This is a genomic window from Ferrovibrio sp. GW821-FHT12E11, assembly GCF_058806975.1.
The window spans coordinates 365,766-389,802 of the sequence record NZ_JBXAQG010000002.1 but is presented as its reverse complement, the minus strand read 5'-3'; the positions used below and the strand labels follow the sequence as shown (position 1 = coordinate 389,802).

Sequence of the window (24,037 nt, the reverse complement as noted above, 5' to 3'; positions counted from 1 at the left end):
TGGCTAGTTCGCGTTGCGGCGAGCCTTGGCGTCCCAGTATTTCCGCTTGGCCGGATCGGGCGGGATGCCGGGACGGCCGTCGGCATAAAGCCGGGCCAGAGTCTGCATGGCGCTGACATGGCCGCCCTTGGCGGCGCGTTCCAGCCACAGCAGTTCGGCGGCGTAATCCAGCGGCAGGCCTTCGCCGCTGCCATAGTGCATGGCGAGCACATAGGATTCTGCCGGATCACCCAGCTCTGCGGCGCGATGGCTGGCCTGCAGGGCCAGCTGGGTGTTTTTCATATAGCGATAGCAGTCGGCCAGCAGCACCCACAGACGCACGTCGCCGGGCGTGCTGGCCGTCGCCAGGTCCAGTTCTTTTACCGCCATCGGATATTCGTTGACCAGCGCCGCATAGCCGGCAAAGCGATAGCGATAGGCCGGATCGCCATTGGAGACGCGGATGGCCTGTTTCAGGGCCTGCAGGCCTTCGGGATAAAAGCCGCTGGCGAAATAGGCCTGGCCGAGCAGGGCATGCAGCTCGGCATCTTTCGGACTGGCGGCGATGGCGCGTTCGCAGGCTGCGGTCTGGCCACGCTCGGCTTCGCTGCGGCACTGCGCGGCCGCGTCCTCCGCCTGCGCCGGCAGGGCAGAGACCAGCAGCGCGAATGCACTGAGCCAGCGGATCACTGGTGGATACTCACAGATACATACTCACAGGCGGGCCTTGATATCCGCCGCTAGCCGGGCGATGGCCTCCTGGTCGCCGGGTGCCAGGCTCCAGTTCAGCTTGGCATTGTCGCCCAGCCGCCGGGGCAGGACATGCACATGATAATGCTGCACCGACTGCGCGGCGCCCTTGCCATTCGCCTGCACGATGTTGAAGCCGTCATTGGGCACCGCATCCGTGACGGCCGCCGCGATCTTCTTCGCGGTGCGCGCGACCGCGGCGATGCTTTCGTCGCTGGCGTCCAGCAGGTTGGCGTAATGGCCCTTGCTCAGCACCAGGGCATGGCCGTGGTTGAAAGGGTTGATGTCCATGATAGCGTAGGTGAGGTCGTCCTCATGGAGCTTGTAGCTTGGAGCCTCGCCCCGGACGATCTTGCAGAAAATGCAGCCCCCATCCTTTGGCAGTCCAGCGTCCTGCGGCAGTCCGGCCATGACAGTTCTCCCCAGCGTTTTGCCGGGAGTCTAGCCTGCGGCGGGGGCGGACGCTATTCGCTTTCCTCGCCCTGCACCTGACGAAACGGTGAATGCTCGTCCAGGGCGGCGATCAGCCCGGCCATATGGGCGCGTTCTTCCTTCAGATAGCGGTCGACCGCGTCCTGGAAACCGGGATCGGCCATCGCATGCACCGAATGGATCGGCACCGGCAGGTAGCCGCGGGCCAGCTTGTGCTCGCCCTGGGCGCCGGCCTCCACGCGGGCCAGACCATGGCGGATGGCATAGTCGATGGCCTGGTAATAGCAGCATTCGAAATGCAGGCCCGGATGGTATTCGATGCAGCCCCAGTTGCGGCCGTAAAGCGTGTCGCTGCCCAGCATGTTCCAGGCGCCGGCGATCCAGCGGCCGTCACGGCGCGCCATCACCAGCACGATCTGTTCCGGCATGGTGGTCTGCAGGCGGTGGAAGAAGTCGCGGTTCAGATAGGGCCGACCCCATTTGCGGCTGCCGGTATCCATATAGAATTCGAAGAAGGCATCCCAATGGGCCTCGGTCAGAGCCGCGCCCTGCAGGACTTCGATCTCGATCCCGGCGGCAACAGCCTCGCGGCGTTCCTTGCGGATCGCCTTGCGCTTGCGCGAGGCCAGCTGGGTCAGGAAGGCCTCAAAATCCGCATAGCCATTGTTCTGCCAGTGGAACTGCTCGCCCAGCCGCAGCAGCATCCCGCCCTCGCGGGACGCCCAGCCGGCCTCGGCTTCGGTGAGGAAATTCACATGCAGCGAAGACAGGCGATAGCGTCGCATCACTTCGCGGGCGCCCTGCAGCAGCGCATCGGCAACCGTGCTGAAATCCTGTCCCGGCGCGATCAGGAAGCGCGGACCGGTGACGGGCGAGAAGGGCACGGCCGACAGCAGCTTGGGATAATACTGGCCGCCGGCGCGGGCATAGGCCTCGGCCCAGCCATGGTCGAAGATATATTCACCCTGGCTGTGGCCCTTGATGTAGAGCGGCAGTGCGCCGATCACGGTGCCGTCGGCTGTCTCGGCCACCAGATGGGTGGGCTGCCAGCCGCTGCGCGGCGTCACGCAGCCCGATTGTTCCAGGGCGTCGAGGAAGGCATGGATGACAAAGGGATTGCCGCTGCCCGCGCAGGCATCCCAGGCGGTTGCCGGAATCTCGGCGATCCGCGCCAGTGCCCGGATGGTAACAGGGCTTTCTGCTCCGTCCGCGCCAGCCTTCATGCCAGGATGCTCATGCTTGGGTCGACAGATCCTCGAAGATCACATTGTCGGCATGGGCCGCGGCGCGGGCGCGCTCGGCCGGTGTGCGCACGGTCCAGCTCAGCAGCGGCAGGCCGCGCCGCCGCGCCGCCGCCGTGATCTCGGACGGCAGGTCGCGCACGTCATAGGCCAGGAAGTCGGGGTTGCCGTAACCGGTCATCAGGGCGCGCTTCAATTGCATCCGGGTGAACCAGTTAAGGCCCTTGGTCATATTGGCAAGGTCTGTCGAAATCTGGCCGCGGATAATCTGCGGCGCGTTCTTCTGGAACCACTTCACGGTGCGCGGATTGAACGACTGCACCACGAAGGGGCCGGGATAATGCTGCAGCATGCGGGCGACGCTGGTCTCCAGCGGACCGACCGGCTCGCCCTTGTCCTTCTTGATCTCGACCACCAGCGGCACGGCGCCCTGCACCTGGTCCAGCAGGTCGCGGAAGCTCGGTACGGTTTCTTCGGTGCCCAGCAGCTTGAGCGGCTTCAGATCGGCCAGTGCCATCTGGCAGACGACACCCTCCTGGCCGCACAGCCGCTTCAGATCGGGATCGTGGAACACCACCACCTGACGGTCGCCGGTGATGCGCACATCGGTTTCGATGGCAAAGCCGCCATCGATGGCCTTCTGGAAGGCGAGCCGCGAATTTTCCGGCACGCCCTTGGCCATGTCATGCAGGCCGCGATGGGCGACGGGAGTCTTGGTCAGCCATTTGGGAAGATCATCGGGACGCGCCATGGTGGATTCTCAACGTAAGAGGAAAACGGCATCGGCCTCGAAGGCGATGTCCATCGGCAGGGACGGCGCCGCCGTGGTGGTCCGCGCCGGCCGATTATCGACGCCAAACAGATCGGTCAGCAGATCGGTGGCGCCATTGGCAACCTTCTGCGCGTCGATGAAATCCGGCACCGTGTTCACCAGGCAGAGCAGTTTGACGCAGCGGTCGATACGGTCAAGATCGCCGCCGCAGGCGACCTGCATATGCGCCAGCAGGTTCAGCGCGGTCAGACCGGCAGCGGCATAGCCGTCCTCAAAACTCAGATCGCGGCCGACTTTGCCGCGATAGCGGATCTCCGGTCCCCAGGTCGGGCCAACGCCTGCGACATGCACCAGCTTGCCCACCGTGACGAAGCCGACATAGGTGGCCACCGGCTGCGGGGCCGGCGGCAGCGTCAAACCCTTGGCCTGCAGGCGGGCCGCGACCTGGCCTGTCATGCGATCAGGCGATCTCGAAGATGGCGTCGACTTCGACGGCCACGCCACGCGGCAGCGACACGGCGCCAACGGCGAAACGGGCATGTTTGCCGGCATCGCCGAACACCTCGACCATCAGGTCGGAAGCGCCGTTGACCACCGTCGGATGATCGATGAAGTCGGGCGTGCAGTTGACGAAGCCACCGACCTTGGCGCAGCGCACGATGCGATCCAGGCTGCCGCCCAGCGCGGCGCGCGCCTGCGCGATGATGTTGAGGCCGCAGAGCCGGGCCGCCTGCTTGCCGGTTTCGATATCGATGCCGGCGCCCAGCTTGCCGAGATAGCGCACTTCGCCATTGAAGATGGTGATCTGGCCGGCGACGAACAGCAGGTTGCCGGCGATCACGAACGGCACGTAATTGGCAGCCGGTGTGGCCGGGGCGGGCAGTTCGATCTTGAGGGCGGCGAGGCGGGCGTCGTGGCTCATGGCGATATCCTGGGGGTTGGACAGTACAGAATACTGTCTAGCCCGGATGCCGCGCGGCTGGCAACGCGCCAGCGATTTCAGTCCGGTGTCGTCACGAGGGCCGGCGGCCGGCGGCGGGCCTGCTTGCGGGCATACATCGCCCGGTCGCAATCGCGCAGCAGGGTTTTCAGGTCCATCTGGCCATCATAGGGCGACAGGCCGTAACTGATGCCGGTGGGGATCAGGCTGTCGCCATGGCGCAGCGGCTGTTTCTCGATCCGCGTCACCAGTTCCCCCAGCCGGGTTTCGGCCTGGTCCGGGCTGGCGCCCGGCATCGCCAATACGAATTCATCGCCATGCAGGCGGGCGAGGCAGTCGGTGCTGCGGGCGGCAGGCTGCAGGCGCAGGGCCATCTGGCGCAGCACGGCGTCGCCGGCCGCATGGCCGTGGCGGTCGTTGATCGCCTTGAAATGGTCGAGGTCGAAATAAGCCAGCGTGCCCTGGCGGTTCTCGCGCCGGGCGCGGGCCAACTCGGCCTGCATGAAATTCTCGAAGGCGCGGCGGTTGGGCAGGCCGGTCAGTTCGTCGGTGGTGGACAGCGCCTGCAGTTCCGCGATGCGCTGGGCCTGATCGGCCAGCTGCTGCTCGCTTTCGGCTGCGGCGGTTAGAATCTGCTCGACCAGATCATGCTTGCGCGGATCGGGGTCGCGGCGCAGGGCCAGCCGCAGGCGCAGGACCAGGCTGGCAAAGCCCGGCAGGCTGCCGTCGGCGGCTGTCTGGCCGGCCATGGTGAAAACGTCGCTGTCATTTGCAGGCTTCATCACACATCTCACTTTGCCCCATTAGCAAAGCAAGCCATGTGCCAAGCGGAAAACATTGAAAAACAGTCATTTTCTCCAAGCACCCGAGGCAGATTTTGCCGATAGCCGCCTGTCGCCGGTTTTTCCGAATCGGAACAGCCGGCAGAGCGTGCCTTCGGGAGGCCTTCCGGACCAAGACAGGGCCTGCGCCCGCGGTGCGGGTGCTGCCGTCGACCCATTGGCCGTACTTTGTGTGCAGAGCGGCATGTTTCTTTCCATGTCAGCTAAGGCTATTCTAGGTCAGGATTTTTTGGATTTACCCCCAGCCCTGACCTTGGCTTTGATCATGCGCCGCGCGTTGTTTTCGCTGTTTTTGCTGCTGGGGCTGATGGGCCTGCCGGCCGGACCCGCTCCGGCCGTCGATACGACCGAACTGCAGGCCATTGCCAAAGGCCTGGTCAGCCACCGGGCGCTCTACACCCTGTCCGTTGCCCGGCCTGACGTTCGCAATTACCGGAATGGCGTGGCCGGGGGCCTGAGCCTGGAATTCGTCCATGCCTGCGACGGCTATGTGCTGAACCAGAGGTTTGTCATCGAGACCAGCACCGAAGATGGCAGTGTGCTCACCAACATGGTGCTGAACTCGTGGGAGTCGCTGGATGGCCAGCGGTTCCGCTTCAAGATGAAGGACGAGGTGAATGGCGACGTCGAGCAGGAACTGAACGGCGAGGCCAAGCTGAACAGCCGTACGGGCGGTCAGGTTCGCTTCACGCTGCCCGAGGATACCGACCTCGCATTGCCGGTCGGCACAATGTTTCCCACCGACCATACCGTGCGGCTGCTGGCGCTGGCGCGCAACGGCGGCAATTGGTTGCAGACATCGGTGTATGACGGAGCCTCGGCGGAGTCCTACAGCGAGGTCGGCGGCTTCGTCGGTGCCGAGATGCCGGTGGAAACCGGCGACATGAAGATCCTGTCGCCGCTGAAGGGCCAGCGCTCATGGCGCATTCGTCTGGCCTATTTCACGTCCGACAAGCAGTCGGACACGCCGGAATACGAGATCGCCTATCGCCTGTACGAGAATGGCGTGGCCGATGACATCGTTTTCGATTATGGCGACTGGGCGATCCGCGCCAGCCTGAAGCTGCTGGAACTCAAGCCGCGCGACGCCTGCTGAGTATCTAGAGCGTTGCGTCTGCCGGCCACAGCCAGGCCGCGCCGCGCACGCCGGAACTGTCGCCATGACGGTTCTTCACCAGTGGCGTGGTGACCACATCGGAAAAGACGAAGGCACCCCACAGGCGCGGCACGTTGCGATACAGCCGTTCGAGATTCGACAGGCCGCCGCCGAGCACGATGATATCGGGGTCCAGCAGGTTGATGATCGTCGCCAGACCGCGCGCCAGACGATTCTCATAGCGCTGCAGGGCCTGCTCGGCCTGCGCATCGCCACCTTCCGCTGCGGCGACGATATCGGCGCCTTTCAGGTCGCGGCCAGTCGCGGCGCGGAAATCAAGCTCCAGCCCGGTGCCGGACAGGAAGGTTTCTTGGCAGCCCCATTTGCCGCAGTAGCAGCGCGGACCGGGTAGTTCGTCCGGCTGTGGCCAGGGCAGGGGATTGTGGCCCCATTCGCCGGCAATGGCGTTCGGGCCGGTGAGGGCGCGGCCATCGACGACAATGCCGGAGCCGCAGCCGGTGCCGAGGATGGCGCCGAACACCACGCCATGCCCGGCGCCGGCGCCATCGCTGGCTTCCGACAGGGCAAAGCAGTTGGCGTCGTTGGCCAGCCGCACCGGCCGGCCGGTTGCCGCCGCAAGGTCCCGGTCGAGCGGATGGCCGATCAGCCAGACCGAGTTGGCATTCTTGATCAGGCCGGTGGCCGGCGAGATGGTGCCGGGAATGCCGACGCCGATCGGGCCGTTGGCGCCGGCTTCCGTGGCGACGGCAGCCGCCAGATCGCGTAGCGCCATGACCGTCGCGTCATAGTTGCCGCGTGGCGCCGGCACGCGCCGTCGTGCGCGGATGCTGCCATCATTCGCCAGTGCGACGGCTTCGATTTTTGTTCCGCCCAGATCGATACCGATACGCATGGCTGCTGCGTTCACGGGATCACGTTTGCGTCAGCAGCGCGGCGACATGGGCCTGTATCATCGGCCAGTCGTCCATGCGGTGATGACAATCCGGCGCCGGTCCCAGCAGGGCGGCAAGCCGGGGATCGGCAATGTAGTGCAACCGATGTGCCGCCGGTGCGATCTGCGCAACCGAGGTATGGTTGTGCGGAATGTCGTCGATGAACACGGTGGCGGCTCCGGCCTGGCGCAGCAGGACGGCGACGGCCGGACCTTTCGGTCCGCTGTTGGCGATCAGGGGAAAATCCATGCCATGCCGGGCAAGCGCGCGGCTGCGTGCGGCACGGGCGGCCATGGGCACATTGCTCAGAATGACGATCTGGGCGGTTTTGTTCAGTTCCGCCAGGGCCGCCGCGGCCCCGTCCACCGGGTCCATCATTTCGGTGGCCTCGGCGAAAAACCGCTGCAGCAGGGGATGCAGGGTTTCCGCATCCACCGGACTGTCGTCGACGCGGCGGCGGATATTGCCGTGCAGGGCGTAGGAGGCCCAGTCGAAATAAAGCTCGCGGCCGGCCAGGAAGCCTTCCAGGCCGCGCATGAAGTAGAACAGGACCTCGTCGGCATCGACGATCAGCAGCGGCTGGCCGGCCCTGAGCGACAGGGTGGCCAGCTGTTCGGCGACCGGGGCGGGAAGCTGTGGCGGGGTATCGGATTTCAGGCTCATCTGAGGTCGTAATGTCATCGCAAACGGCTTGGCCCGGCCGGTCCGGAATGCTACAAAATACTGGATACACTGGAAAAACGCGGCGAGCGTAGCAGTACACACTATCCGGGGATGGGGGCTGATGAGCAAGACCGTATTGATCGTCGAGGACAACGAACTCAACATGAAGTTGTTCCACGACCTGCTGGATGCCCATGGCTACCAGACCCTGCAGACCAAGGATGGCATGGAAGCCCTGGCCATGGTGCGCAAGCACCGCCCCGACCTGATCCTAATGGACATCCAGCTGCCAGAAGTCTCCGGCCTGGAAGTCATCAAGTGGATCAAGGAAGACGACAACCTGCGCACCATCCCCGTGGTGGCCGTCACCGCCTTCGCCATGAAGGGCGACGAGGAAAAGATGCGGGAAGGTGGCTGCGACGCCTATATCGCCAAGCCGATCTCGGTTGGAAAATTCATCGAGACGGTGAAGCAGTTTCTCGAACCCAAAGCCTGATCTCCGGCAGATAGCAGACCGATGACCGCGCGCATTCTGGTCGTCGACGACATCCGCACCAATATCAAGGTGCTGGAAGCGAAGCTGACCAGCGAATATTACGAAGTGATCACCGCCGGCAGTGGTGTCGAGGCGCTGGAGGCTGCCGTCGTGCAGAAACCGGACCTCATCCTGCTCGACGTGATGATGCCGGGCATGGACGGATTCGAAGTCTGCCGTCGCCTGAAGGCCAACCCGGATACCGCCCATGTGCCGGTGATCATGGTGACCGCGCTGGGCGATCCGGAAGATCGCGTGCAGGGCCTCAGCGCCGGCGCCGACGATTTCCTGACCAAGCCGGTCGATGACATTGCCATGTTCGCGCGCGTGCGCTCGCTGCTGCGCGTCAAGCTGATGCTGGACGAGCTGCGCATGCGCGAACGCACGTCGGCCTCGCTGGGCGTGATCTCGCCGCCGGTGCCGAGCCTTGATGAGGATTATGCCTCGTCGCAGATTCTGCTGGTGGAAGACAATCCGCGCGACCAGGTGCGGCTGCAGCGCATGATCGAAGGCCAGTTCCGCACGGAGATGATCGCCGACGGCATGGAGGCGCTGCATCGGGCGCGCCAGGTGGAATACGATTCCATTGTCATCAGCCTCGGTCTGCAGAATCCCGATGGTTTGCGCCTGTGTTCGCAGTTCCGCACTACCGAGGAAACCCGCAATGTGCCGATCCTGCTGCTGGTCGGACCCGATGACCAGAAGCAGCTGGTGAAAGGCCTGGAGATCGGCGTCACCGACTATGTCGTGCGCCCGATCGACCGCAACGAATTCATCGCCCGCCTGCGCGCCCAGGTGCGCCGCAAGCGCTACCAGGATCGCCTGCGCCTGCATTACCAGCAGAGCATGGAGATGGCGGTCACCGATCCGCTGACCGGTCTCTACAATCGCCGCTACATGGCCTCGCATCTGTCCACGCTGCTGAGCCAGAGCGCCAGCCAGCATGGCACGGCTGTTGCCATCATCGATCTGGATTACTTCAAGGCCGTCAACGACACCCACGGTCACCCGGTTGGCGACGAGGTGCTGCGCGAGGTGGGCAACCGCATCGTGCGCAATATCCGCGGCATCGACATGGCCTGCCGGTTCGGCGGCGAGGAATTCGTCGTGCTGATGCCCGATACCGACCTCGAATCCTCCGAGGTGGTGGCCAACCGCCTGCTGCAGGCCATTGGCGGCAAGGTCATCGCCACCCGTGGGGCCGGCGAGATGACCGTCACCTGTTCGATCGGCTGCACCTCGTCCAGCGCGGCCGATACGGCCGACACCCTGCTCAAGCGGGCCGACGAGGCGCTGTACGAGGCGAAGAACGGCGGCCGTAACCGGATCGTCTACCGGCAGGCCTGAGCAGTTCTCCGGACAAACGAAAAGCCCCGCTGATCCAGCGGGGCTTTTTTCATTTCAGGCCGGCGCGCCATCCTCGCGAGGCGAGGGCGCCAGGCAGGAAACCTTACTTGATCTTGGTTTCCTTGAATTCGACATGCTTGCGCGCCACCGGGTCGTACTTCTTGAACGACAGCTTTTCGGTCTTGGTACGCGGGTTCTTCTTGGTCACATAGAAGAAGCCGGTATCGGCGGTGCTGAGCAGCTTGATCTTCAGGGTAGTCGGCTTGGCCATGACTCGGATTCCACAAATAGCGGTGCGGCTGGGATTGGCGGCGCAGCATAGGGATTCGCACCCCGATGTCAACGCCTAAGGATTATCCCAGCGGATCATCGGTTTACCCCGGCGGTAGCGCCAGAAAGCGGTGCGTTGCGGCTGCAGGTCCGGTCCCAGCGTCGCCACCTGGCCCAGCACGAATTCGGTGATGTCGGCCAGCGGCAGCCGCAGCGACGCCTGGACGGGCCGGAAGGCTAGGTCCAGCAGCTCGCCGGAGCCACCCAGGGTCACCGGCAGGCCGGTGACATCCTGCAGGAAAAACCGGGCATGGAAGCGGATCGGGCTCTCGGCCGGGGTGATCGCCCGGCAGAGGTAGCGCAGGCCCGAAAGATCCGGCCGCAGACGGCCGTTTTCCAGCGCGCCGAGGAGAATCCCGGTTTCTTCCCAGGTTTCTCGGATGGCCGCTATGGCCAGCGCCTGTATTGTGAAATCATTGTTTTCTAATAATGGTTTAATTGGATTTTCTGATCTGTCGGATGAGTCGAGGCGGCCGCCCGGAAAGGCGTAGACATCGGGCAGGAAGCGGTGCCGGCCAGCGCGACGGCCCATCAGCACCTCGGGCCCGCCATGGCTCTGGCGCACCAGCACCAGGCTGGCCGCCGGCTGCGGCGAAACCGGCCGGCTCATTCCCAGTCCAGCTGGCGCTGGCCCCGGCGCATATGGTGGAAGGGCACTTGCGCCGCCGGGTCGGCGGCGGCCGGGTGGTCCAGCCAGGCCTCCAGATGGGCGATCACATACTGGGTGATGCCGGGCAGCGGCAGGCCCTCGGTATCGGCCCGGGTGACCCAGCTCAGCTTGTCCAGTTCGGCTGAAGGGCGCAGCACGCCGTCGGCCGATTCGGCGGGTGCGGCGAAGAAGCGGGCATCGAAGCGGCGCGGCCGGCCCGGCGGGGTGATGGCGCGGCAGATATACAGCAGCGGCGCCGGATCGGGCGCCAGGCCGCCGGTGCAGAACTCCGCCCAGCTGGGCGGCAGGGCCGGCAACCGGCGGCTCGACGGCCCGGCAATGCGCAGGCCGGATTCCTCATAGGTCTCGCGGATCGCCGCCAGGGCCAGGGCCAGACCCTTGCGCGGGCCGGTGCCTTTGGTGCGCGCCAGCCGCGCGGCGCTCACCGGGTTGAGGGCGGCGGCCGGGCGGATGCGGTAGTCGGCCATGTCGAGGCGACCACCGGGAAAGACATAGCGGTTGGGCATGAAGGCGCTGGCGCCGTGACGCTCGCCCATCAGCACTTCCAGGCGGCCATTGCGGCGGCGATACAGCACCAGCGTGGCAGCGTCGCGGATCCGCTGCGGTTTCGGCTGCGCCCCTGAGTCGGCAGTTCCCATCGCTGGAGTATAAGTCAGTGCGGCTCGCTGCCGAAGCCGTGCATGCGCCGGGCCCATTGCAGGCCGATCAGCGCGCCCTTGATCTGCGGCAGCAGCCACAGGCAGAGCAGCACGGTCAGCGGCAGCCACAGCACCATATGCAGCCATTCCGGCGGCTGCATCTTCTGCTCCAGCAGCAGCATCAGCGGCACGATGATATGGGCGACAATCAGGATGGTGAAATAGGGCGGCGCGTCGTCGGCGCGATGGCCGGCGAGCCCGAGGCCGCAGGAGGCGCAGGTCTCGTTGACCTTCAGGTAGCGGCCATATAGCCGGCCGGTGCCGCATTGCGGACAGCGCCCGCGCCAGCCGCGCAGCATGGCCTGTCCGGTCGGGCGCTCGACCAGATCGTCGAGCGACAGTGGCATCACAGCCAGCCTTTGCGCTTGAACCACCAGTAGGGCAGCACCGCCGAAGCGACCATCAGCAGGATGGCCATCGGATAGCCGACCTGCCAGCTCAGCTCAGGCATATGCTCGAAATTCATGCCGTAGATGCTGGCGATCAGGGTCGGCGGCAGGAACACGGTAGCGGCGACCGAGAAGATCTTGATGATCTTGGTCTGCTGGATGTTGATCAGGCCCAGCGTCGCATCGAGCAGGAAGTTGCCCTTGTGCGCGAGGAAGGCCGCCTGTTCGTTCAGCGACTGCACGTCGCGCGCCAGGGTTTTCAGCCAGGTGCGGCTTTCCTTGGTGCCGCGCTGCTCGGCCATGGTCAGCGTCAGGAAGGCGATCAGGCGGGTGAGCGAGACCAGACTGTCGCGGATGCGCGAATTCAGGTCCTCGACATGGCCGAGCTTGCGCACGGCTTCTTCCAGGTCGGTCTCGTCGGCGGATTCATGCTGCTGGCCGCCATAGCCGAAGATGTTGCGCGACACGCCATCCAGATCCTTGCCGGCGATTTCCAGCACGTCAGCGGCACGGTCGATCACGGAATCGAGAATGCCGCAGAGCGCCGCATCGGGCGAGGCGAGCAGATTGGGCTGGCGCTGGGCACGGGCGACGAACTGGCGGAAGGCCAGCGGATCGGCATAGCGCAGCGTGACGGTGGCGCGCGGCGTGCGCATGAAGGTGACGGCGGTGGTCTGCGGCTGCGGCGTCTCGGCCTGGTACAGCACGTTCGCAGTCATGAAGCTGGAATCGCCTTCGCGATACAGCCGGCTGGAAATCTCGATCTCCTGCATCTCTTCGCGCGTCGGCATTTCGATGCCGAGCAGGCGTTCGACGATCTTCTCCTCGGCCTGGCTGGGTTCGAGCAGGTCGATCCACACGGCGCCGTCGGGCAGGGCCGCGTCAGGGGTCAGATCGATGCGTTGCAGTTGGCCGCCAAGCGGCAGGTAGGCAGTAATCATGCTGGCCGTCCCTGGTTCCGGCGCCGCCCCGGCGGTGCAGCGCGGCGCCCTTGTAGCCCCGGATTCCGGACCTGGGAAGCCCTGAAAATCACCTGCGGCGATTTTGCCGCAGGATCATCCTGCCTGAGCTCTGCGGCGGTTTTATGGCGTGACGGGTTTATGGAAAAACCGGCGTGGGCGCGGGCAGGGCCAGGCCACGGGCCTGCATGACGCTGCGCAGGCGGTCGGGATAGTCCGAGATCAGGCCATCGACCTTCAGGCCGATCAGGCGGTCCATCTCGGCCGGCTCGTTGACGGTCCAGGGGATCACCTGCAGGTCCAGCCGGTGCGCCTCGGCCACCAACTCGGCCGTGACATTGCGCCAGAAGGGCGACCAGACCTGGCCGCCTGCCGCTTTCACGAGTGCCGGCGTGGAGGAGAAGTCATCGGCATCGAGGCCGCCGAGCCAGGGGCTGGCGCCGGGCTGGCCGCGCTGCACGTTGTCGGAATTGCCGCCTTCGATGGTGAGATGGACGCGCGGGATTTCAGGGGCGAGGCGGCCGGCCACCTTCAGCGTGCGCCAGTCGAAGGACTGGATGCTGGCGCGTTGGCTCAGGTCGGCACTGCGGATGGCGAGCACCAGCGCGGTGGCAAACCGTTCGGGCGGCGCGCTCTCGTCAGGTTTCAGCGGGCTCAGCTTGGTCTCGATGTTGAAACGCACGCTGGTATTGCCGCTTTTGGCGACCAGTGCGAAGACATCGCCCAGCAGCGGCATGCGGGTGCCGTCCACCGGCTTCTGCTCCGGATAGGTCTGGCCATAGCGGCTGGCGGGATCGAGGCGGCCGACATCGTAGCGCTGCAGATCGGCCAGCGGCGTCTGCCAGATCGCCGGGCCGGGCGTGGCGATCCACTTGCCATCCAGCCGCACAAGATGTGGCAGCAACACCGGGTCATGGCCGACCAGCAGATGGCCGTCCTGCGTCAGGTTGACGTCGAATTCCAGTGTGGTGACACCCAAAGCCAGCGCGGCGGCAAAGGCGGGCAGGGTGTTTTCCGGCGCCAGGCCACGGGTGCCGCGATGGCCCTGCAGGTCGAATGAGAAGGCCGGCGCGGCAACCGTCGCCAGCAGGAGGGTGGTGGCGAAGGCTGAGCGGATCATTTTCGTTTCTTGCTCCGGTGTTTCGACCAGGGGGCGCGGTTGGTGGCCTTTTTCACCACCGGCCGTGCCGTGCCGCCACGGGTATCGCGCGGTTTGCCGCCGCCCATGCCGACGATCTCGAAGCGCAGGCCGCCGGTCACCGGCGTGGCTTCCGCCAGCAGCACGGTGAGCGCATCACCCAGCCGGAAGCGTTTGCGCGTGCGTTTGCCGACCAGGGCGCGATGGGCCTCGTCATGTTCGTAATAGTCGTCGCCCAGCGTGGCGATCGGCACGAAGCCGTCGGCGCCGGTCTCGTCCAGTCCGACGAACAGGCCGAAGCGGGTGACCCCGGTGATACGGCCCTCGAATTCGGCGCCGACATGATCGGCCATGAAGGCGGTGATGAAGCGGTTCAGCGCATCGCGCTCGGCCTGCATCGAGCGGCGCTCGGTCAGCGAGATATGCTCGGCGATGCTTTCGAAATTCTCGTCGTCCGCCGGCGGCAGACCGTCATCGCCCAGGCCCAGGCCGCGGATCAGCGCGCGATGCACCAGCACGTCGGCATAGCGGCGGATCGGCGAGGTGAAATGGGCATATTTGCTCAGGTTGAGGCCGAAATGGCCGCGGTTCTCGGGTGAGTAGGTCGCCTGCATCTGGCTGCGCAGCACCACCTCGTTGATCAGCCGCTCATGCTCGCTGTCTTTGGCGGCTTCGAGGATGGCATTGAAATGCATCGGCCGCAGGCCCTGGCCCTTGGCCAGCTTGTAATCCAGCGTGGCGAGGAATTTGCGCAGGCTGTCGATCTTCTCGTCCGACGGCTGCTCGTGCACGCGATACATGCAGGGCTGCTTGCGCTTTTCCAGTTCTTCCGCTGCCGCCACATTGGCCGCGATCATGAAATCCTCGATCACCTGATGGCTCAGCATATGCTCGCGCGGTTTGATGGCAGCGATATGACCGTCCTTGCCGATCAGCACCCGGCGCTCGGGCGCATTGATGGCTAGCGGCTGACGCGCCTCGCGGGCCTTGTTGACCGCCGCATGGCAGGCATAGAGGGGCTTGAGCACTGGTTCGAGGAAGGGCTGTGCTGCCTCATCCGGCTCGCCGTCGATGGCGCGCTGCACCTGGCCATAATTCAGCCCGGCGGCGCAGCGCATCAGGCCGCGCACGAATTTGTGCCGCAGTTTATTGCCGCTGGCGTCGAACCACAGATGCACGGCCATGCAGGCGCGGTCCTTGCCTTCGACCAGCGAGCAGAGATCGGCCGACAGCGCCTCGGGCAGCATCGGCACCACGCGGTCGGGGAAATAGGTGGAGTTGCCGCGCTGGCGGGCGTCATGGTCCAGCGCCTCGCCCGGCCGCACGTAATGCGCCACATCGGCGATGGCGACGATGGCATGCCAGCCGCCGGGATTCTTCGGATCCTCGTCGGGTTCGGCGAACACCGCGTCGTCATGGTCGCGGGCATCTTCCGGATCGATGGTGATCAGCGGGATGGCGCGCAGGTCGTCACGCTTGCCCAGCGTCACCGGCTTGGCCTTCTTGGCGGCCTGCAGGGCTTCTTCGCTGAACTTGGTTGGGATGCCCAGCGTGTGGATGGCAATCAGGCTGAGTGCCCTGGGATCGGTGCTGCTGCCGATCACCTCGATCACCTTGGCGGTCTTCAGGCCGAAGCGGCGGCCCTGCATCGGCTGCGCCACCACGATCTCGCCGGGCTTGGCATGACCGTAATGCTCGGGCGCGATCACGAATTCATGGCGGATCTTGCGGTCGGTCGGCTGCAGGCGGCCTTCGCTGTTTTCGGTGAGGGCGAAGACGCCCAGCACCGGCTGCTCGTCCCGTTCCAGCCGCTTGACCACGCGGCCGGTGTAGCGGTTCTTGCCAGCGCGTTCGAGCCGGGCCAGCACGCGGTCGCCGACGCCCACATCGGCCAGCTCGCGACGGCGCTGCTTGCCGCTGACCTCAAAGATGATGCGCGGGGATTCGCCGTCGCCGGTCCATTCCACCGGGCGGCCCAGCAGGTCGCCGTCGCGGTCGAGCTTCACGATATCGACCAGCGTCACTTCCGGCAGGGCATCTTTCGGTGCCATGCGCTTGCCATGGCCCTGGTTGATATCGCCCTCGGCCTTCAGTTCCCGCAGCAGGCCCTTGAGCTGCACGCGCAGCTCCGGCCCCACGCCAAAGGCCTTGGCGATTTCGCGCTTGCCCACTTTGCCGGGATTCTCGGCAATGAACTTGAGGATGTCCTGCTTGGACGGAAGGCCCGGATGGACGTTCTTCTTGGCCACGCGCGTCAGGCCGCTGCGGCTTTCTTGGCCGCAGCTTTCTTCTTCGGGGCGGCCTTCTTGGCCTTGGCAGCTTTCGGCTTTGCGGCTTTGGGCTTGGCGTCAGCCGTCTCGGCCTTTGCCGCCTTCGGCGCAGCAGCCTTCTTGGCCCCGGAACTCTTCTTGGGTGCGGCCTTCTTCTTCCTGCCCTTGCCCTGGCCGGCGCGCGCGGCGATGGCTTCCACGGCCTGTTCGATCGTCACGGCCTCCAGCTCGATGCCACGCGGCATCGGGGCATTGGTCGAACCATGCTTGATGTAGGGACCATAGCGGCCGTCGATCACATTGATGATCTCGCCGTCTTCCGGATGCTTGCCGATCTCGCGCAGCACCTTCAGCTCGGCGCGCTCGCGCGGACCTTTGCGGCGTGCATCGGCATCGGCGATTTTCTGGACGGCATGATTGATACCGATCTCCAGCGCCTCCATGGCGTCCTTCAGCTTGGTATAGGCGCCGTCATGCAGCAGGTAGGGCCCGAAGCGGCCCAGCCCGGCGAGGATCTCCTTGCCGGTATCGGGATGCGGGCCGATCACGCGCGGCAGCGCCAGCAGTTTCAGCGCCATCTCCAGGTTGACGTCCTCGATGACGACGCCCTTGGGCAGTGAGGCGCGCTTGGGCTTGGTCTTTGCCTTGCCTTCGCCTTCGGCCTCGCCCAGCTGCACATAGAGGCCGAACGGGCCCTGGCGCAGCGTGATCATCTGACCGGTGGCCGGATCGGCGCCCAGGTCCTGCGGTCCGGAAATGGCGATCTCGCCATGGCCGTTGCCGCCGGCGCTCAGCGGCCGGGTGTAGCTGCATCCCGGATACTCCGAGCAGCCGATGAAGGCGCCGGTGCGGCCGGCCTTGATGGCGAGCTGGCCCTTGTTGCAGGCCGGGCAGAGGCGGGCGCCCTTGCCGTCTTCGCGCGGCGGGAAGAAATGATGTTCCAGCAGCGCGTTGATGGCGTCCAGCACTTCGCCGCGGCGGCCCATCTTCTCGTCGATGCGGGTCACCGCATCCTTCACCGAGAAGGGGATCGGATTTTCCTTGGCGTCATGCAGGCTGAAGTCCTGCCAGAAATCTTCCAGCACCTTCTTCCACTCGAGCTTGTGCTCGGCGATCTCGTCCAGCTTTTCTTCCAGGCTGGCGGTGAAGCTGTAGGCGAAATACTGCTCGAAGAAGCAGACCAGGAAGGCATAGGCGAGCCAGCCGGCATCTTCCGGCGTGAAGCGCTTGTTCTCCAGCTTCACGTAAGAGCGCGCCTTCAGCACTTCCAGGATGGCGGCATAGGTGGACGGCCGGCCGATGCCCAGCTCTTCCAGCTTGCGCACCAGGCTGGCTTCCGAATAGCGCGGCGGCGGCTCGGTGAAATGCTGTTCCGGCGTGACGCCTTCTTCCTTCATCGCCTCGCCGACACTCATCTTCGGCAGGCGGGCGCCTTCTTCATCGTCGCCGCTCTTGTCGTCGACGCCTTCCTCGTAAAGCTTGAGGAAGCCGGGCGACAGCACGACGGTGCCGGTGACACGGAAGGTGCCGGCCTTGTTGGCAGCCGCGATATCCACGGTGGTCCGTTCCAGCTCGGCGGATTCCATCTGGCTGGCCAGCGCGCGCACCCAGATCAGTTCGTACAGCTTGAGCTGCACCTCATCGAGATAGCGCGAGACGGCTTTCGGCCGGCGGCGGAAGTCGGTCGGTCGGATCGCCTCATGGGCTTCCTGGGCATTCTTCTGCTTCGACTTGTAAACGCGCCAGCTTTCCGGCACGGCGTCGCGGCCGAAATCTTCGGCGATCACATCGCGGGCGGCGCGGATGGCCTCGTCGGCCATGCTGACGCCATCGGTACGCATATAAGAGATGAGACCGACGGTCTCGCCGCCGATATCGAAGCCTTCATACAGCCGCTGCGCCACCTGCATGGTCATCTGCGCCGAGAAGCCCAGTTTGCGCGCAGCTTCCTGCTGCAGCGTCGAAGTGGTGAAGGGCGGTGCCGGATGGCGCTTGGCCGGCTTGATCGAGACATCGCTGACGGCATATGTCTGGCCGGCCAGCTTGGCCACAGCAGCCTTGGCGGCGGCCTCGTTGTTGATGTCGAACTTGTCGAGCTTCTTGCCGGCCAGCTCGACCAGGCGGGCGACGATCTTCTGGTTCGATGGCGTCTGGAAGTCGGCGCCGATGGTCCAGTATTCGCGCGGCTTGAAAGCCTCGATCTCGGTCTCGCGTTCGCAGATCAGGCGCAGGGCCACCGACTGCACGCGGCCGGCCGACTTGGCCGAGGGCAGCTTGCGCCACAGCACCGGTGAGAGGGTGAAACCGACCAGGTAATCCAGCGCGCGGCGCGCCTGCTGGGCATTCACCAGGTCCATGTCGATATCGCGCGGCGCCGCCATGGCGCCCAGCACGGCGGTCTTGGTGATCTCGTTGAACACCACCCGGCGCACGGTCTTGCCCTTGACGACCTTGCGGTTGTTCAGGGCTTCCAGCACATGCCAGGAAATCGCTTCGCCCTCGCGATCAGGATCGGTCGCCAGGATCAGGGTGTCGGCCTCTTTCAGGGCGCCGGCAATGGCACGGATCGATTCCGAGCCGCGGCCCGACATCTCGTAGTGCATCGCGAAGTCCTTGTCGGGCTCAACCGAGCCCTCCTTGGCCGGCAGGTCGCGGACATGGCCGAAGGAGGCCAGGACCTTGTGGCCGGGACCGAGGTACTTTTCGATGGTCTTAGCCTTCGCCGGGCTTTCGACGACTACGACTTTCATAAGGGGCTGTTTTCCAACAAAAATTCAACAAAGCGACGGCGAGACGGCACCCGACGCGGCCCGGGGAACATGGGCGATGCAATCCCCCTTGTCAAATCCAGGGGGGTAAGAGGCCATATAATATGGCTGTTTTCCGAGGAAAATCAGGAGTAGCGGTCTTCCGGGGCCGGTTCGATCGGGAAGGCGGCGACCAGCAGCATCCGGACCTCGTCGCTGCCGGCGGTCAGCGGCAGGGACAGGCGTTCCCAGCTGCGTTCCACCTGCCACTGCGAGCGTTTGTCGCGCGAGGTGTAATCGAAGGTGGCGGTGTAGCGGCGCGACATCGGCATCCGGCTATGCACCACGGCATCGTATTCGGTGCGCAGCAGGTCGGCCTGCTGTTCCGGCAGCTCGTTGACCCGCTTGCCGGTCATGTCGACCTTGAACTGGTTCACGAAGGTCGAGCCGTAGAGACGATATAAGTAGTCGCCGTCATCCTTGCGCTCGACCAGCATCAGATTGCCCAGCCAGGGCTTCATCTCGATGGGATCGATATCGGCGCGGTCAGGCATGGGGCGGCCCGCACGCTTGCCCGCCCAATAGGCGTAAAGCGACTGGAGCGTCTCCAGCGTCAGCTGCGGTGCACCTTCCAGCATCCGGCCCATAAAGCTGTTTTACTACCCCCGGTCGTGCAAAACCGGATGCCGACCCAACATCCAGTATGTTTCGCCATAGGATACCGCAAAAGCATGGGGATGTCAGCCCGTGGCAGCGCGGGAAGGACCGGGAATACACGCCAAACCTATCCCGCAAGGGCGCGACGCTACCCCTTTTGCGTCCGGCGGGTCGCCGGCCGGCCTTGGTATGACTCAAAGCGGTGTGAACCCGACACGCGCTCCGGAGGCCCTGCCATGACACGCTATCTGCCGTTTGCGGCCCTGATCCTGATCCTGGTGGCGCTGGGGGTGCGGGCTGCCGAAGACCCGGCCGAGGTGGAGGCGGTGGTGGCCGCCACCATGGCCGCGCATCCCGATGGCGCCAAGCTGTGCCAGTCCGGGCAGGCCGGCATTCTCAATGCTGTGTCCATGCAGGTGAAAGACCTCGCCATGGCGGGCAAGGTCAGCGGCAACCCGCAGACGCTCGGCACCGAGGCCAGCGCGAAAATCGGCAAGGACTGCTTCGGCGGCTGAGGGCCGGGATTGATTTCTCACCAGACCGTTCCAATATTGTTCTCGTGCCCTGCGTAAGCGAGGCGCAGATGTTGGACAGCGTGAATAAGAATGGCGGCAACCGGCGTGAACCGGTCGGCAACGGGACACAACTGGCATCGAACTGGCCGCAACCGGCTCCAACTGGCCAGGAATTGGTACGCCACTGGCATGCAACTGGCCACGAATGGGCTGCCGCTGGACGCAACGGCCCAGCGTAATCAATGGCTTGGCCGGGAAATGCCGGTCACGCCGGCTTTTCGTGATGCTCGGCCGGCCGCGCGAATTGCGGGAAGTTCGGATGCATCACCAGCGGAATGATATCCGTCTTGGTGAAGCAGGGATAAAGCGGCATGCCGCGCAAGGTGGTCGCCACCGCCTCGCCATCGGGCAGGTTCCACAAGACGTAAGTGCCGAGCGCATTGGCCTTGCGCCAGATGCCGACCAGTTGCCGCTTGGCCAGCATGGCTTCCGAGGCGCGCCATTCGGCCTGCACCAGTTCCTGGAATTTCTCGCCGGCGCGCAGGTATTCGATGCGCACATCCACCAGGAACAGGTTGCTGTCCGGCTTGGGCCTGCTGTCGGGCTTCTCGTGCTCTTTTGCGCCGCGGGCAAATTGCGGGAAGTTCGGATGGCCGATCAGCGGCGTGACCTGCACATCGGTGAAGAAGGGATAGAGCGGCATGGCACGCACCTGGTTGCCGACCGCCTCGTTGGTGGGCATGTCCAGGATGAACATGGTGCCCATGCCGTTGGCCTTGCGCCAGATGCCGACGAACTGGCCTTTCGCCAGCAGCCGCTCTTCCTCATCCCACTCGGCGCGCACCAGCTGCTGCGCCTTGTCGCCAAGAGTTGTGAAGTTGAATTTCACATCGATCAGGAACAGCATCCGTTTTTCCTTTTTTTGTCGTCGTCATTCCGGCCAAGCGAAGCGCGAGCCGGAATCCCATTTGTCTTGCTGTCGTAAATGGGATCCCGAGTCTTCGCTGCGCTACGCCCGGGATGACGGGTTGGGCGTCAGTCCACGATCCGCTTTTTCACGTAGCTGCCCGGCGCGGCCTCGATCACCTTCAGTTTGCCATCGCCCGGCTTGCGCGCCGGCACTTTGGGGCCGGACTTCGCCGAGAGCCATTTGTCCCAGTCATCCCACCACGAGCCGGGATATTCCTTCGCGCCCTTGATCCAGTCTTCCACGTCCAGCGGGTTGGTCTTGGTGTCGTTCAGCCAGTGCTGATACTTCTTCGCCGCCGGATGATTGATGACGCCGGCGATATGGCCCGAGCCCGCCAGCATGAAGCGCACCGGCCCGCCATAGAGCTGCGTCGCCTTGTAGACCGAGCGGTAGGGCGCGATATGGTCGTCGCGGCTGGCCTGCAGGTAGACCGGAATCTTGATCTTACGCAGGTCGAGCCGCTCGCCGGCCAGTTCCAGCCGGCCCGGCTGCGACAGCAGATTCTGCTGGTACATGTTGCGCAGATAGAAGCCGTGCATCTTGGCCGGCATGCGCGTGCAGTCGGAATTCCAGTAGAGCAGGTCGAAGGGGAAGGGCTCTTTCCCCAGCAGATAGTTGTTCACCACAAACGACCAGATCAGGTCGTTGGCGCGCAGCATGTTGAAGGTGGTCGCCATCTCGCCGCCATCGAGATAGCCCTTGTCCGACATCAGGCTTTCCAGATAGCTGAGCGTGTCCTCGTCAGTGAAGACGCTGAGTTCGCCGGCTTCCGAGAAATCCACCTGGGCGGCAAAGAAGGTGACAGCCTTGATGCGCTCGTCGCCCTTCGCCGCCATCCAGGCCAGCGTCGAGGCCATCAGCGTGCCGCCGATGCAATAGCCGATCGCGGTGACCTCGTCCTCGCCGGTGGCCTTCTTCACGGCGTCGAGGCCGTCGAGAATGCCTTCGCGCATGTAGCTTTCGAAGGTCTTGTCGATCATGGTTTCGTCGGGCTGGTTCCATGACACGACGAAGACGGTATAGCCCTTTTCCGTCATCCATTTGATGAAGGAATTCTGCGGCTTCAGGTCGAGGATGTAATATTTGTTGATCCAGGGCGGCACGATGTAGAGCGGCCGCTGGTAGACCTCTTTGGTGGTCGGCTCGAACTGCAGCAGCTGCATCAGGTCGTTCTGGTAGACCACCTTGCCGGGCGTCACCGCGATGGTCTCGCCGACGGTGAAGGCTTTGGCATCCACCATCTTCACGTTCAGTTTGCCGTGGCCGCGCTCCAGGTCCTCCAGCAGGTTTTCCATGCCCTTGACCAGGTTCTCGCCCTTGGAGTCGAGCGTGGCGCGGACCACCTCCGGGTTGGTCAGGGCGAAGTTCGACGGCGACATCGCGTCGACGAACTGCTTGGTATAGAACTCCACCTTGCGGGCGACCCTGGGGTCAACGCCCTCCACGCCGGTCACCGTCTGCTGCACCCAGCGCGAGGTCAGCAGATAGGCCTGCTTGAAATAGTCGAAGACGGCGCTGTCCTGCCAGGCCGGATCCTTGAACCGCTTGTCGCCCTTGTCGGGCTGGATCAGCGGGGCGGTCTCCTTGCCCATGAAGCGGTCGGTGGTGTTGGCCACCAGCTTGGCGTAGTCCTGCCAGAACTTGATCTGGGATTCGGCGAGCTTGGCCGGGTCGGCCATCAGCTTCTGGGCGATTTCCAGATAGGCGCCGCCGAGATTCAGGGGATCGGGATTGACCGGGGCGGGGGGCTTGCCGGAGGGGGCGGCCTCGGCCTCGGCCTGCTGACGGGCGGCATAATCGGCCATCAGCTTCTGGCCATGCTCGGCCATCTTGGCCCAGGTCTTGGCCCATGCCGCCGGGTCCGGCAGCGGAATATCACTGTCTGGCTTATTGTTGCCGTCCGGTTTGCCACTGTCCGGTTGCTTCGCCATCCGACAGTCCTTATTCTCGGGGCCCGTTTCCTCGCCTGTACGATTCCGGGTTTGCCCGGATTTTCTCGGCACGGATTGAGGTTAAGGGATAGGGAATCGCCCCGCAAGGCCGCTGCGCCGGTCGGGACGACGAATGCGTTTTTTAGGGCTTCAGGGGGTATGGATATGGCTTGGATCGGCACGGCTTCCGCCGGTAAGACGACGCGGAGCGCCCACGATCCGCGCAAGCTGGGCCTGCGCGGCACAGCTGCGCTTGCACTGCTGACCGCCATGCTCGGCCTGTCGGCCTGCGGCACCTGGGCCGATCCGACTCAGCTGTTCGGCAGCGACGAGGATGCACCGCCGAGTGCGGCCACGGCGACCGGCTCGCCCACGGCGGCCAACAGCGACCGTTTCCCCAATCTGGCCCGGGTTCCAGCCAAGCCCGTCGAGGTCAGTTCGACCGGCGAGCGCCGGCAGGCCGTCGATAACCTGGCGGCCGACCGCAACAATGCCCGCTATACCGATGAAGAGCTGAGGGCCCGTCCGGCGGACGGCGCCACGCCGCCGCCGACCCCGCGAGCTCCGGTGACGCAGTTACCGACCGGCACCTCGACCCAGGCGCGCGGTGCGGTGGCGCCGACGGTCCCCGGCCCGCAGGGCGGCGTCAGCCCGTCGCAGGCCATGCCGGCACAGCAGGCGCCGGCGCGTGCCGCCAGTGTGACCGACAGCTTCTCGCAGAGCCTGGCCCAGTCCGGTTCCAATACGCTGCCGGCCGGCCTGGCCCAGCCCCAGGGCAACAGCGCCTCCTATGCGGCGGCCCCGCTGCCCGGTTCGACCCAGTTGCTGGCCGTTGTGCGCTTCAACGCCAACGAGACGGCGCTGGGGAACGATGACAAGGCCCTGGTCAACAAAGTGGCCGAGTATTTCAAGGGTGTCGGCGGCAAGGGTTCGCTGCGGGTGGTCGGTTACGCGCCGGCCCCGGCGCAGTCGGGTCTGTCGCAGCGCCGCGCCGAACTGGTGGCGGCCGAACTGCGCCGGCGCGGGATTTCGCCGGCCCAGATCAGGCTCGACAGCCAGGTGGGTTCGACAGCACCGGCCTATTACGAAACCGCGGCGCGAGCTAGCGACCAGAACCGCCGGGTTGAAATCTACGTCGTAAACTAAACAGATTTCAGCTAAGGATCGGCGGGGCGCGGGGCGAATAGCTGCCGCGCCTTCGTGTAACTGAAGC

General features: G+C 64.9%; 25 protein-coding genes. 5 read left to right on the top strand and 20 right to left on the bottom strand.

The genetic code is table 11. From position 1 onward, the window contains the following. Positions 1 to 3: 3 nt before the first annotated feature. The 7 genes from AC1ROT_RS22030 to AC1ROT_RS22000 all read right to left on the bottom strand — a co-directional run bounded on the left by AC1ROT_RS22030 (position 4) and on the right by AC1ROT_RS22000 (position 4,896). Positions 4 to 669, bottom strand: a complete 666-nt coding sequence (locus tag AC1ROT_RS22030) for a tetratricopeptide repeat protein (RefSeq protein ID WP_493001674.1) — start codon at positions 667 to 669, stop codon at positions 4 to 6. Positions 670 to 693: 24 nt separating this feature from the next. Further along, positions 694 to 1,140: an HIT family protein gene (locus AC1ROT_RS22025; RefSeq protein WP_493001672.1), complete on the bottom strand. Its 447-nt coding sequence runs from the start codon at positions 1,138 to 1,140 to the stop codon at positions 694 to 696. Positions 1,141 to 1,193: 53 nt separating this feature from the next. After that, the gene (locus AC1ROT_RS22020; RefSeq protein WP_493001670.1) at positions 1,194 to 2,384 is read right to left on the bottom strand and encodes a GNAT family N-acetyltransferase; all 1,191 of its coding nucleotides are present in this window, start codon (positions 2,382 to 2,384) and stop codon (positions 1,194 to 1,196) included. Positions 2,385 to 2,394: 10 nt separating this feature from the next. Continuing rightward, a complete protein-coding gene (locus AC1ROT_RS22015) occupies positions 2,395 to 3,153 on the bottom strand; it encodes a glycerophosphodiester phosphodiesterase family protein (RefSeq protein WP_492973241.1) in 759 nt (252 codons plus the stop codon). A gap of 9 nt (positions 3,154 to 3,162) precedes the next feature. Beyond that, the gene (locus AC1ROT_RS22010; protein WP_493001668.1) at positions 3,163 to 3,630 is read right to left on the bottom strand and encodes a RidA family protein; all 468 of its coding nucleotides are present in this window, start codon (positions 3,628 to 3,630) and stop codon (positions 3,163 to 3,165) included. Between the two features lie 4 nt (positions 3,631 to 3,634). Next, entirely contained in the window at positions 3,635 to 4,096 is a 462-nt protein-coding gene (locus AC1ROT_RS22005; protein WP_492973239.1) for a RidA family protein, read from the bottom strand. Positions 4,097 to 4,173: 77 nt separating this feature from the next. After that, complete coding sequence (locus AC1ROT_RS22000; protein WP_493001666.1) at positions 4,174 to 4,896, bottom strand: GGDEF domain-containing protein; 723 nt, start codon at positions 4,894 to 4,896, stop codon at positions 4,174 to 4,176. Positions 4,897 to 5,221: 325 nt separating this feature from the next. On the opposite strand from AC1ROT_RS22000, the gene AC1ROT_RS21995 reads away from it, so the two are divergent. Next, positions 5,222 to 6,052 (top strand): EipB family protein, encoded by an 831-nt coding sequence (locus AC1ROT_RS21995; RefSeq protein WP_493001664.1) that lies wholly within the window; start codon positions 5,222 to 5,224, stop codon positions 6,050 to 6,052. A 4-nt stretch (positions 6,053 to 6,056) separates the two neighbouring features. On the opposite strand, the gene AC1ROT_RS21990 is transcribed toward AC1ROT_RS21995, so the two are convergent. Together AC1ROT_RS21990 and AC1ROT_RS21985 are read right to left on the bottom strand one after the other, a co-directional pair. Then, on the bottom strand, positions 6,057 to 6,965 hold the full coding sequence (locus AC1ROT_RS21990; protein ID WP_493001662.1) for an ROK family protein: 909 nt from the start codon (positions 6,963 to 6,965) through the stop codon (positions 6,057 to 6,059). Between the two features lie 19 nt (positions 6,966 to 6,984). Beyond that, the gene (locus AC1ROT_RS21985; RefSeq protein ID WP_492973236.1) at positions 6,985 to 7,686 is read right to left on the bottom strand and encodes a hypothetical protein; all 702 of its coding nucleotides are present in this window, start codon (positions 7,684 to 7,686) and stop codon (positions 6,985 to 6,987) included. Positions 7,687 to 7,789: 103 nt separating this feature from the next. On the opposite strand from AC1ROT_RS21985, the gene AC1ROT_RS21980 reads away from it, so the two are divergent. Then, complete coding sequence (locus tag AC1ROT_RS21980; protein WP_492973235.1) at positions 7,790 to 8,164, top strand: response regulator; 375 nt, start codon at positions 7,790 to 7,792, stop codon at positions 8,162 to 8,164. A 21-nt stretch (positions 8,165 to 8,185) separates the two neighbouring features. Continuing rightward, positions 8,186 to 9,550 carry a PleD family two-component system response regulator gene (locus AC1ROT_RS21975; protein WP_492973234.1) on the top strand — a complete coding sequence of 455 codons (1,365 nt, stop codon included), beginning with the start codon at positions 8,186 to 8,188 and terminating at the stop codon, positions 9,548 to 9,550. Between the two features lie 103 nt (positions 9,551 to 9,653). Here the strand turns inward: AC1ROT_RS21975 and rpmG are convergent, their stop codons facing one another. The 9 genes from rpmG to AC1ROT_RS21930 all read right to left on the bottom strand — a co-directional run bounded on the left by rpmG (position 9,654) and on the right by AC1ROT_RS21930 (position 19,398). Next, complete coding sequence (gene rpmG / locus AC1ROT_RS21970) at positions 9,654 to 9,821, bottom strand: 50S ribosomal protein L33 (protein ID WP_297684618.1); 168 nt, start codon at positions 9,819 to 9,821, stop codon at positions 9,654 to 9,656. Between the two features lie 75 nt (positions 9,822 to 9,896). After that, entirely contained in the window at positions 9,897 to 10,490 is a 594-nt protein-coding gene (locus AC1ROT_RS21965) for an NUDIX hydrolase (protein WP_493001660.1), read from the bottom strand. Further along, positions 10,487 to 11,188: an NUDIX hydrolase gene (locus AC1ROT_RS21960; protein ID WP_493001658.1), complete on the bottom strand. Its 702-nt coding sequence runs from the start codon at positions 11,186 to 11,188 to the stop codon at positions 10,487 to 10,489. Before AC1ROT_RS21960 ends, AC1ROT_RS21965 begins: the two co-directional genes overlap by 4 nt. Positions 11,189 to 11,202: 14 nt before the next feature. Next, on the bottom strand, positions 11,203 to 11,595 hold the full coding sequence (locus tag AC1ROT_RS21955) for a DUF983 domain-containing protein (RefSeq protein WP_493001657.1): 393 nt from the start codon (positions 11,593 to 11,595) through the stop codon (positions 11,203 to 11,205). Then, positions 11,595 to 12,578: a magnesium transporter CorA family protein gene (locus AC1ROT_RS21950; RefSeq protein WP_493001655.1), complete on the bottom strand. Its 984-nt coding sequence runs from the start codon at positions 12,576 to 12,578 to the stop codon at positions 11,595 to 11,597. The genes AC1ROT_RS21955 and AC1ROT_RS21950 overlap by 1 nt, the downstream gene beginning before the upstream one ends. A 157-nt stretch (positions 12,579 to 12,735) precedes the next feature. Then, positions 12,736 to 13,716: a glycerophosphodiester phosphodiesterase gene (locus AC1ROT_RS21945; protein WP_493001653.1), complete on the bottom strand. Its 981-nt coding sequence runs from the start codon at positions 13,714 to 13,716 to the stop codon at positions 12,736 to 12,738. Continuing rightward, entirely contained in the window at positions 13,713 to 15,983 is a 2,271-nt protein-coding gene (gene rnr, locus AC1ROT_RS21940; protein WP_493001651.1) for a ribonuclease R, read from the bottom strand. The genes AC1ROT_RS21945 and rnr overlap by 4 nt, the downstream gene beginning before the upstream one ends. Positions 15,984 to 15,988: 5 nt before the next feature. Beyond that, positions 15,989 to 18,754, bottom strand: coding sequence for a type I DNA topoisomerase (topA, locus tag AC1ROT_RS21935; RefSeq protein WP_493001649.1), 2,766 nt, complete (start codon positions 18,752 to 18,754; stop codon positions 15,989 to 15,991). 143 nt (positions 18,755 to 18,897) lie between these two features. After that, the gene (locus AC1ROT_RS21930) at positions 18,898 to 19,398 is read right to left on the bottom strand and encodes a PAS domain-containing protein (protein WP_492973222.1); all 501 of its coding nucleotides are present in this window, start codon (positions 19,396 to 19,398) and stop codon (positions 18,898 to 18,900) included. A gap of 246 nt (positions 19,399 to 19,644) precedes the next feature. Between AC1ROT_RS21930 and AC1ROT_RS21925 the strand changes: the two genes are divergently transcribed. Then, positions 19,645 to 19,923, top strand: coding sequence for a hypothetical protein (locus tag AC1ROT_RS21925; protein ID WP_492973221.1), 279 nt, complete (start codon positions 19,645 to 19,647; stop codon positions 19,921 to 19,923). Between the two features lie 265 nt (positions 19,924 to 20,188). Here AC1ROT_RS21925 and AC1ROT_RS21920 read toward each other — a convergent pair whose 3' ends face one another. Together AC1ROT_RS21920 and AC1ROT_RS21915 are read right to left on the bottom strand one after the other, a co-directional pair. Beyond that, positions 20,189 to 20,830, bottom strand: a complete 642-nt coding sequence (locus AC1ROT_RS21920) for a muconolactone Delta-isomerase family protein (protein WP_493001648.1) — start codon at positions 20,828 to 20,830, stop codon at positions 20,189 to 20,191. Positions 20,831 to 20,958: 128 nt separating this feature from the next. Beyond that, a complete protein-coding gene (locus AC1ROT_RS21915) occupies positions 20,959 to 22,824 on the bottom strand; it encodes a PHA/PHB synthase family protein (protein ID WP_493001646.1) in 1,866 nt (621 codons plus the stop codon). A gap of 165 nt (positions 22,825 to 22,989) precedes the next feature. Between AC1ROT_RS21915 and AC1ROT_RS21910 the strand changes: the two genes are divergently transcribed. Continuing rightward, the gene (locus AC1ROT_RS21910; RefSeq protein ID WP_492973218.1) at positions 22,990 to 23,970 is read left to right on the top strand and encodes an OmpA family protein; all 981 of its coding nucleotides are present in this window, start codon (positions 22,990 to 22,992) and stop codon (positions 23,968 to 23,970) included. The last annotated feature ends 67 nt before the right edge of the window (positions 23,971 to 24,037 follow it).

What these genes read in the sequence shown, in the direction of transcription:
- AC1ROT_RS22000 (WP_493001666.1), bottom strand. Translation starts at nt 4,896, where the DNA reads ATGAAGCCTGCAAATGACAGCGACGTTTTCACCATGGCCGGCCAGACA.
- AC1ROT_RS21955 (WP_493001657.1), bottom strand. Translation starts at nt 11,595, where the DNA reads ATGCCACTGTCGCTCGACGATCTGGTCGAGCGCCCGACCGGACAGGCC.
- AC1ROT_RS21960 (WP_493001658.1), bottom strand. Translation starts at nt 11,188, where the DNA reads ATGGGAACTGCCGACTCAGGGGCGCAGCCGAAACCGCAGCGGATCCGC.
- AC1ROT_RS22020 (WP_493001670.1), bottom strand. Translation starts at nt 2,384, where the DNA reads ATGAAGGCTGGCGCGGACGGAGCAGAAAGCCCTGTTACCATCCGGGCA.
- AC1ROT_RS21925 (WP_492973221.1), top strand. Translation starts at nt 19,645, where the DNA reads ATGACACGCTATCTGCCGTTTGCGGCCCTGATCCTGATCCTGGTGGCG.
- AC1ROT_RS21975 (WP_492973234.1), top strand. Translation starts at nt 8,186, where the DNA reads ATGACCGCGCGCATTCTGGTCGTCGACGACATCCGCACCAATATCAAG.
- AC1ROT_RS21910 (WP_492973218.1), top strand. Translation starts at nt 22,990, where the DNA reads ATGGCTTGGATCGGCACGGCTTCCGCCGGTAAGACGACGCGGAGCGCC.
- AC1ROT_RS21990 (WP_493001662.1), bottom strand. Translation starts at nt 6,965, where the DNA reads ATGCGTATCGGTATCGATCTGGGCGGAACAAAAATCGAAGCCGTCGCA.
- AC1ROT_RS21930 (WP_492973222.1), bottom strand. Translation starts at nt 19,398, where the DNA reads ATGGGCCGGATGCTGGAAGGTGCACCGCAGCTGACGCTGGAGACGCTC.
- AC1ROT_RS21945 (WP_493001653.1), bottom strand. Translation starts at nt 13,716, where the DNA reads ATGATCCGCTCAGCCTTCGCCACCACCCTCCTGCTGGCGACGGTTGCC.
- AC1ROT_RS21980 (WP_492973235.1), top strand. Translation starts at nt 7,790, where the DNA reads ATGAGCAAGACCGTATTGATCGTCGAGGACAACGAACTCAACATGAAG.
- AC1ROT_RS21965 (WP_493001660.1), bottom strand. Translation starts at nt 10,490, where the DNA reads ATGAGCCGGCCGGTTTCGCCGCAGCCGGCGGCCAGCCTGGTGCTGGTG.
- AC1ROT_RS22015 (WP_492973241.1), bottom strand. Translation starts at nt 3,153, where the DNA reads ATGGCGCGTCCCGATGATCTTCCCAAATGGCTGACCAAGACTCCCGTC.
- AC1ROT_RS21920 (WP_493001648.1), bottom strand. Translation starts at nt 20,830, where the DNA reads ATGCTGTTCCTGATCGATGTGAAATTCAACTTCACAACTCTTGGCGAC.
- rpmG (WP_297684618.1), bottom strand. Translation starts at nt 9,821, where the DNA reads ATGGCCAAGCCGACTACCCTGAAGATCAAGCTGCTCAGCACCGCCGAT.
- AC1ROT_RS21995 (WP_493001664.1), top strand. Translation starts at nt 5,222, where the DNA reads ATGCGCCGCGCGTTGTTTTCGCTGTTTTTGCTGCTGGGGCTGATGGGC.
- AC1ROT_RS21985 (WP_492973236.1), bottom strand. Translation starts at nt 7,686, where the DNA reads ATGACATTACGACCTCAGATGAGCCTGAAATCCGATACCCCGCCACAG.
- topA (WP_493001649.1), bottom strand. Translation starts at nt 18,754, where the DNA reads ATGAAAGTCGTAGTCGTCGAAAGCCCGGCGAAGGCTAAGACCATCGAA.
- AC1ROT_RS22005 (WP_492973239.1), bottom strand. Translation starts at nt 4,096, where the DNA reads ATGAGCCACGACGCCCGCCTCGCCGCCCTCAAGATCGAACTGCCCGCC.
- AC1ROT_RS22010 (WP_493001668.1), bottom strand. Translation starts at nt 3,630, where the DNA reads ATGACAGGCCAGGTCGCGGCCCGCCTGCAGGCCAAGGGTTTGACGCTG.
- AC1ROT_RS22025 (WP_493001672.1), bottom strand. Translation starts at nt 1,140, where the DNA reads ATGGCCGGACTGCCGCAGGACGCTGGACTGCCAAAGGATGGGGGCTGC.
- AC1ROT_RS21950 (WP_493001655.1), bottom strand. Translation starts at nt 12,578, where the DNA reads ATGATTACTGCCTACCTGCCGCTTGGCGGCCAACTGCAACGCATCGAT.
- AC1ROT_RS21915 (WP_493001646.1), bottom strand. Translation starts at nt 22,824, where the DNA reads ATGGCGAAGCAACCGGACAGTGGCAAACCGGACGGCAACAATAAGCCA.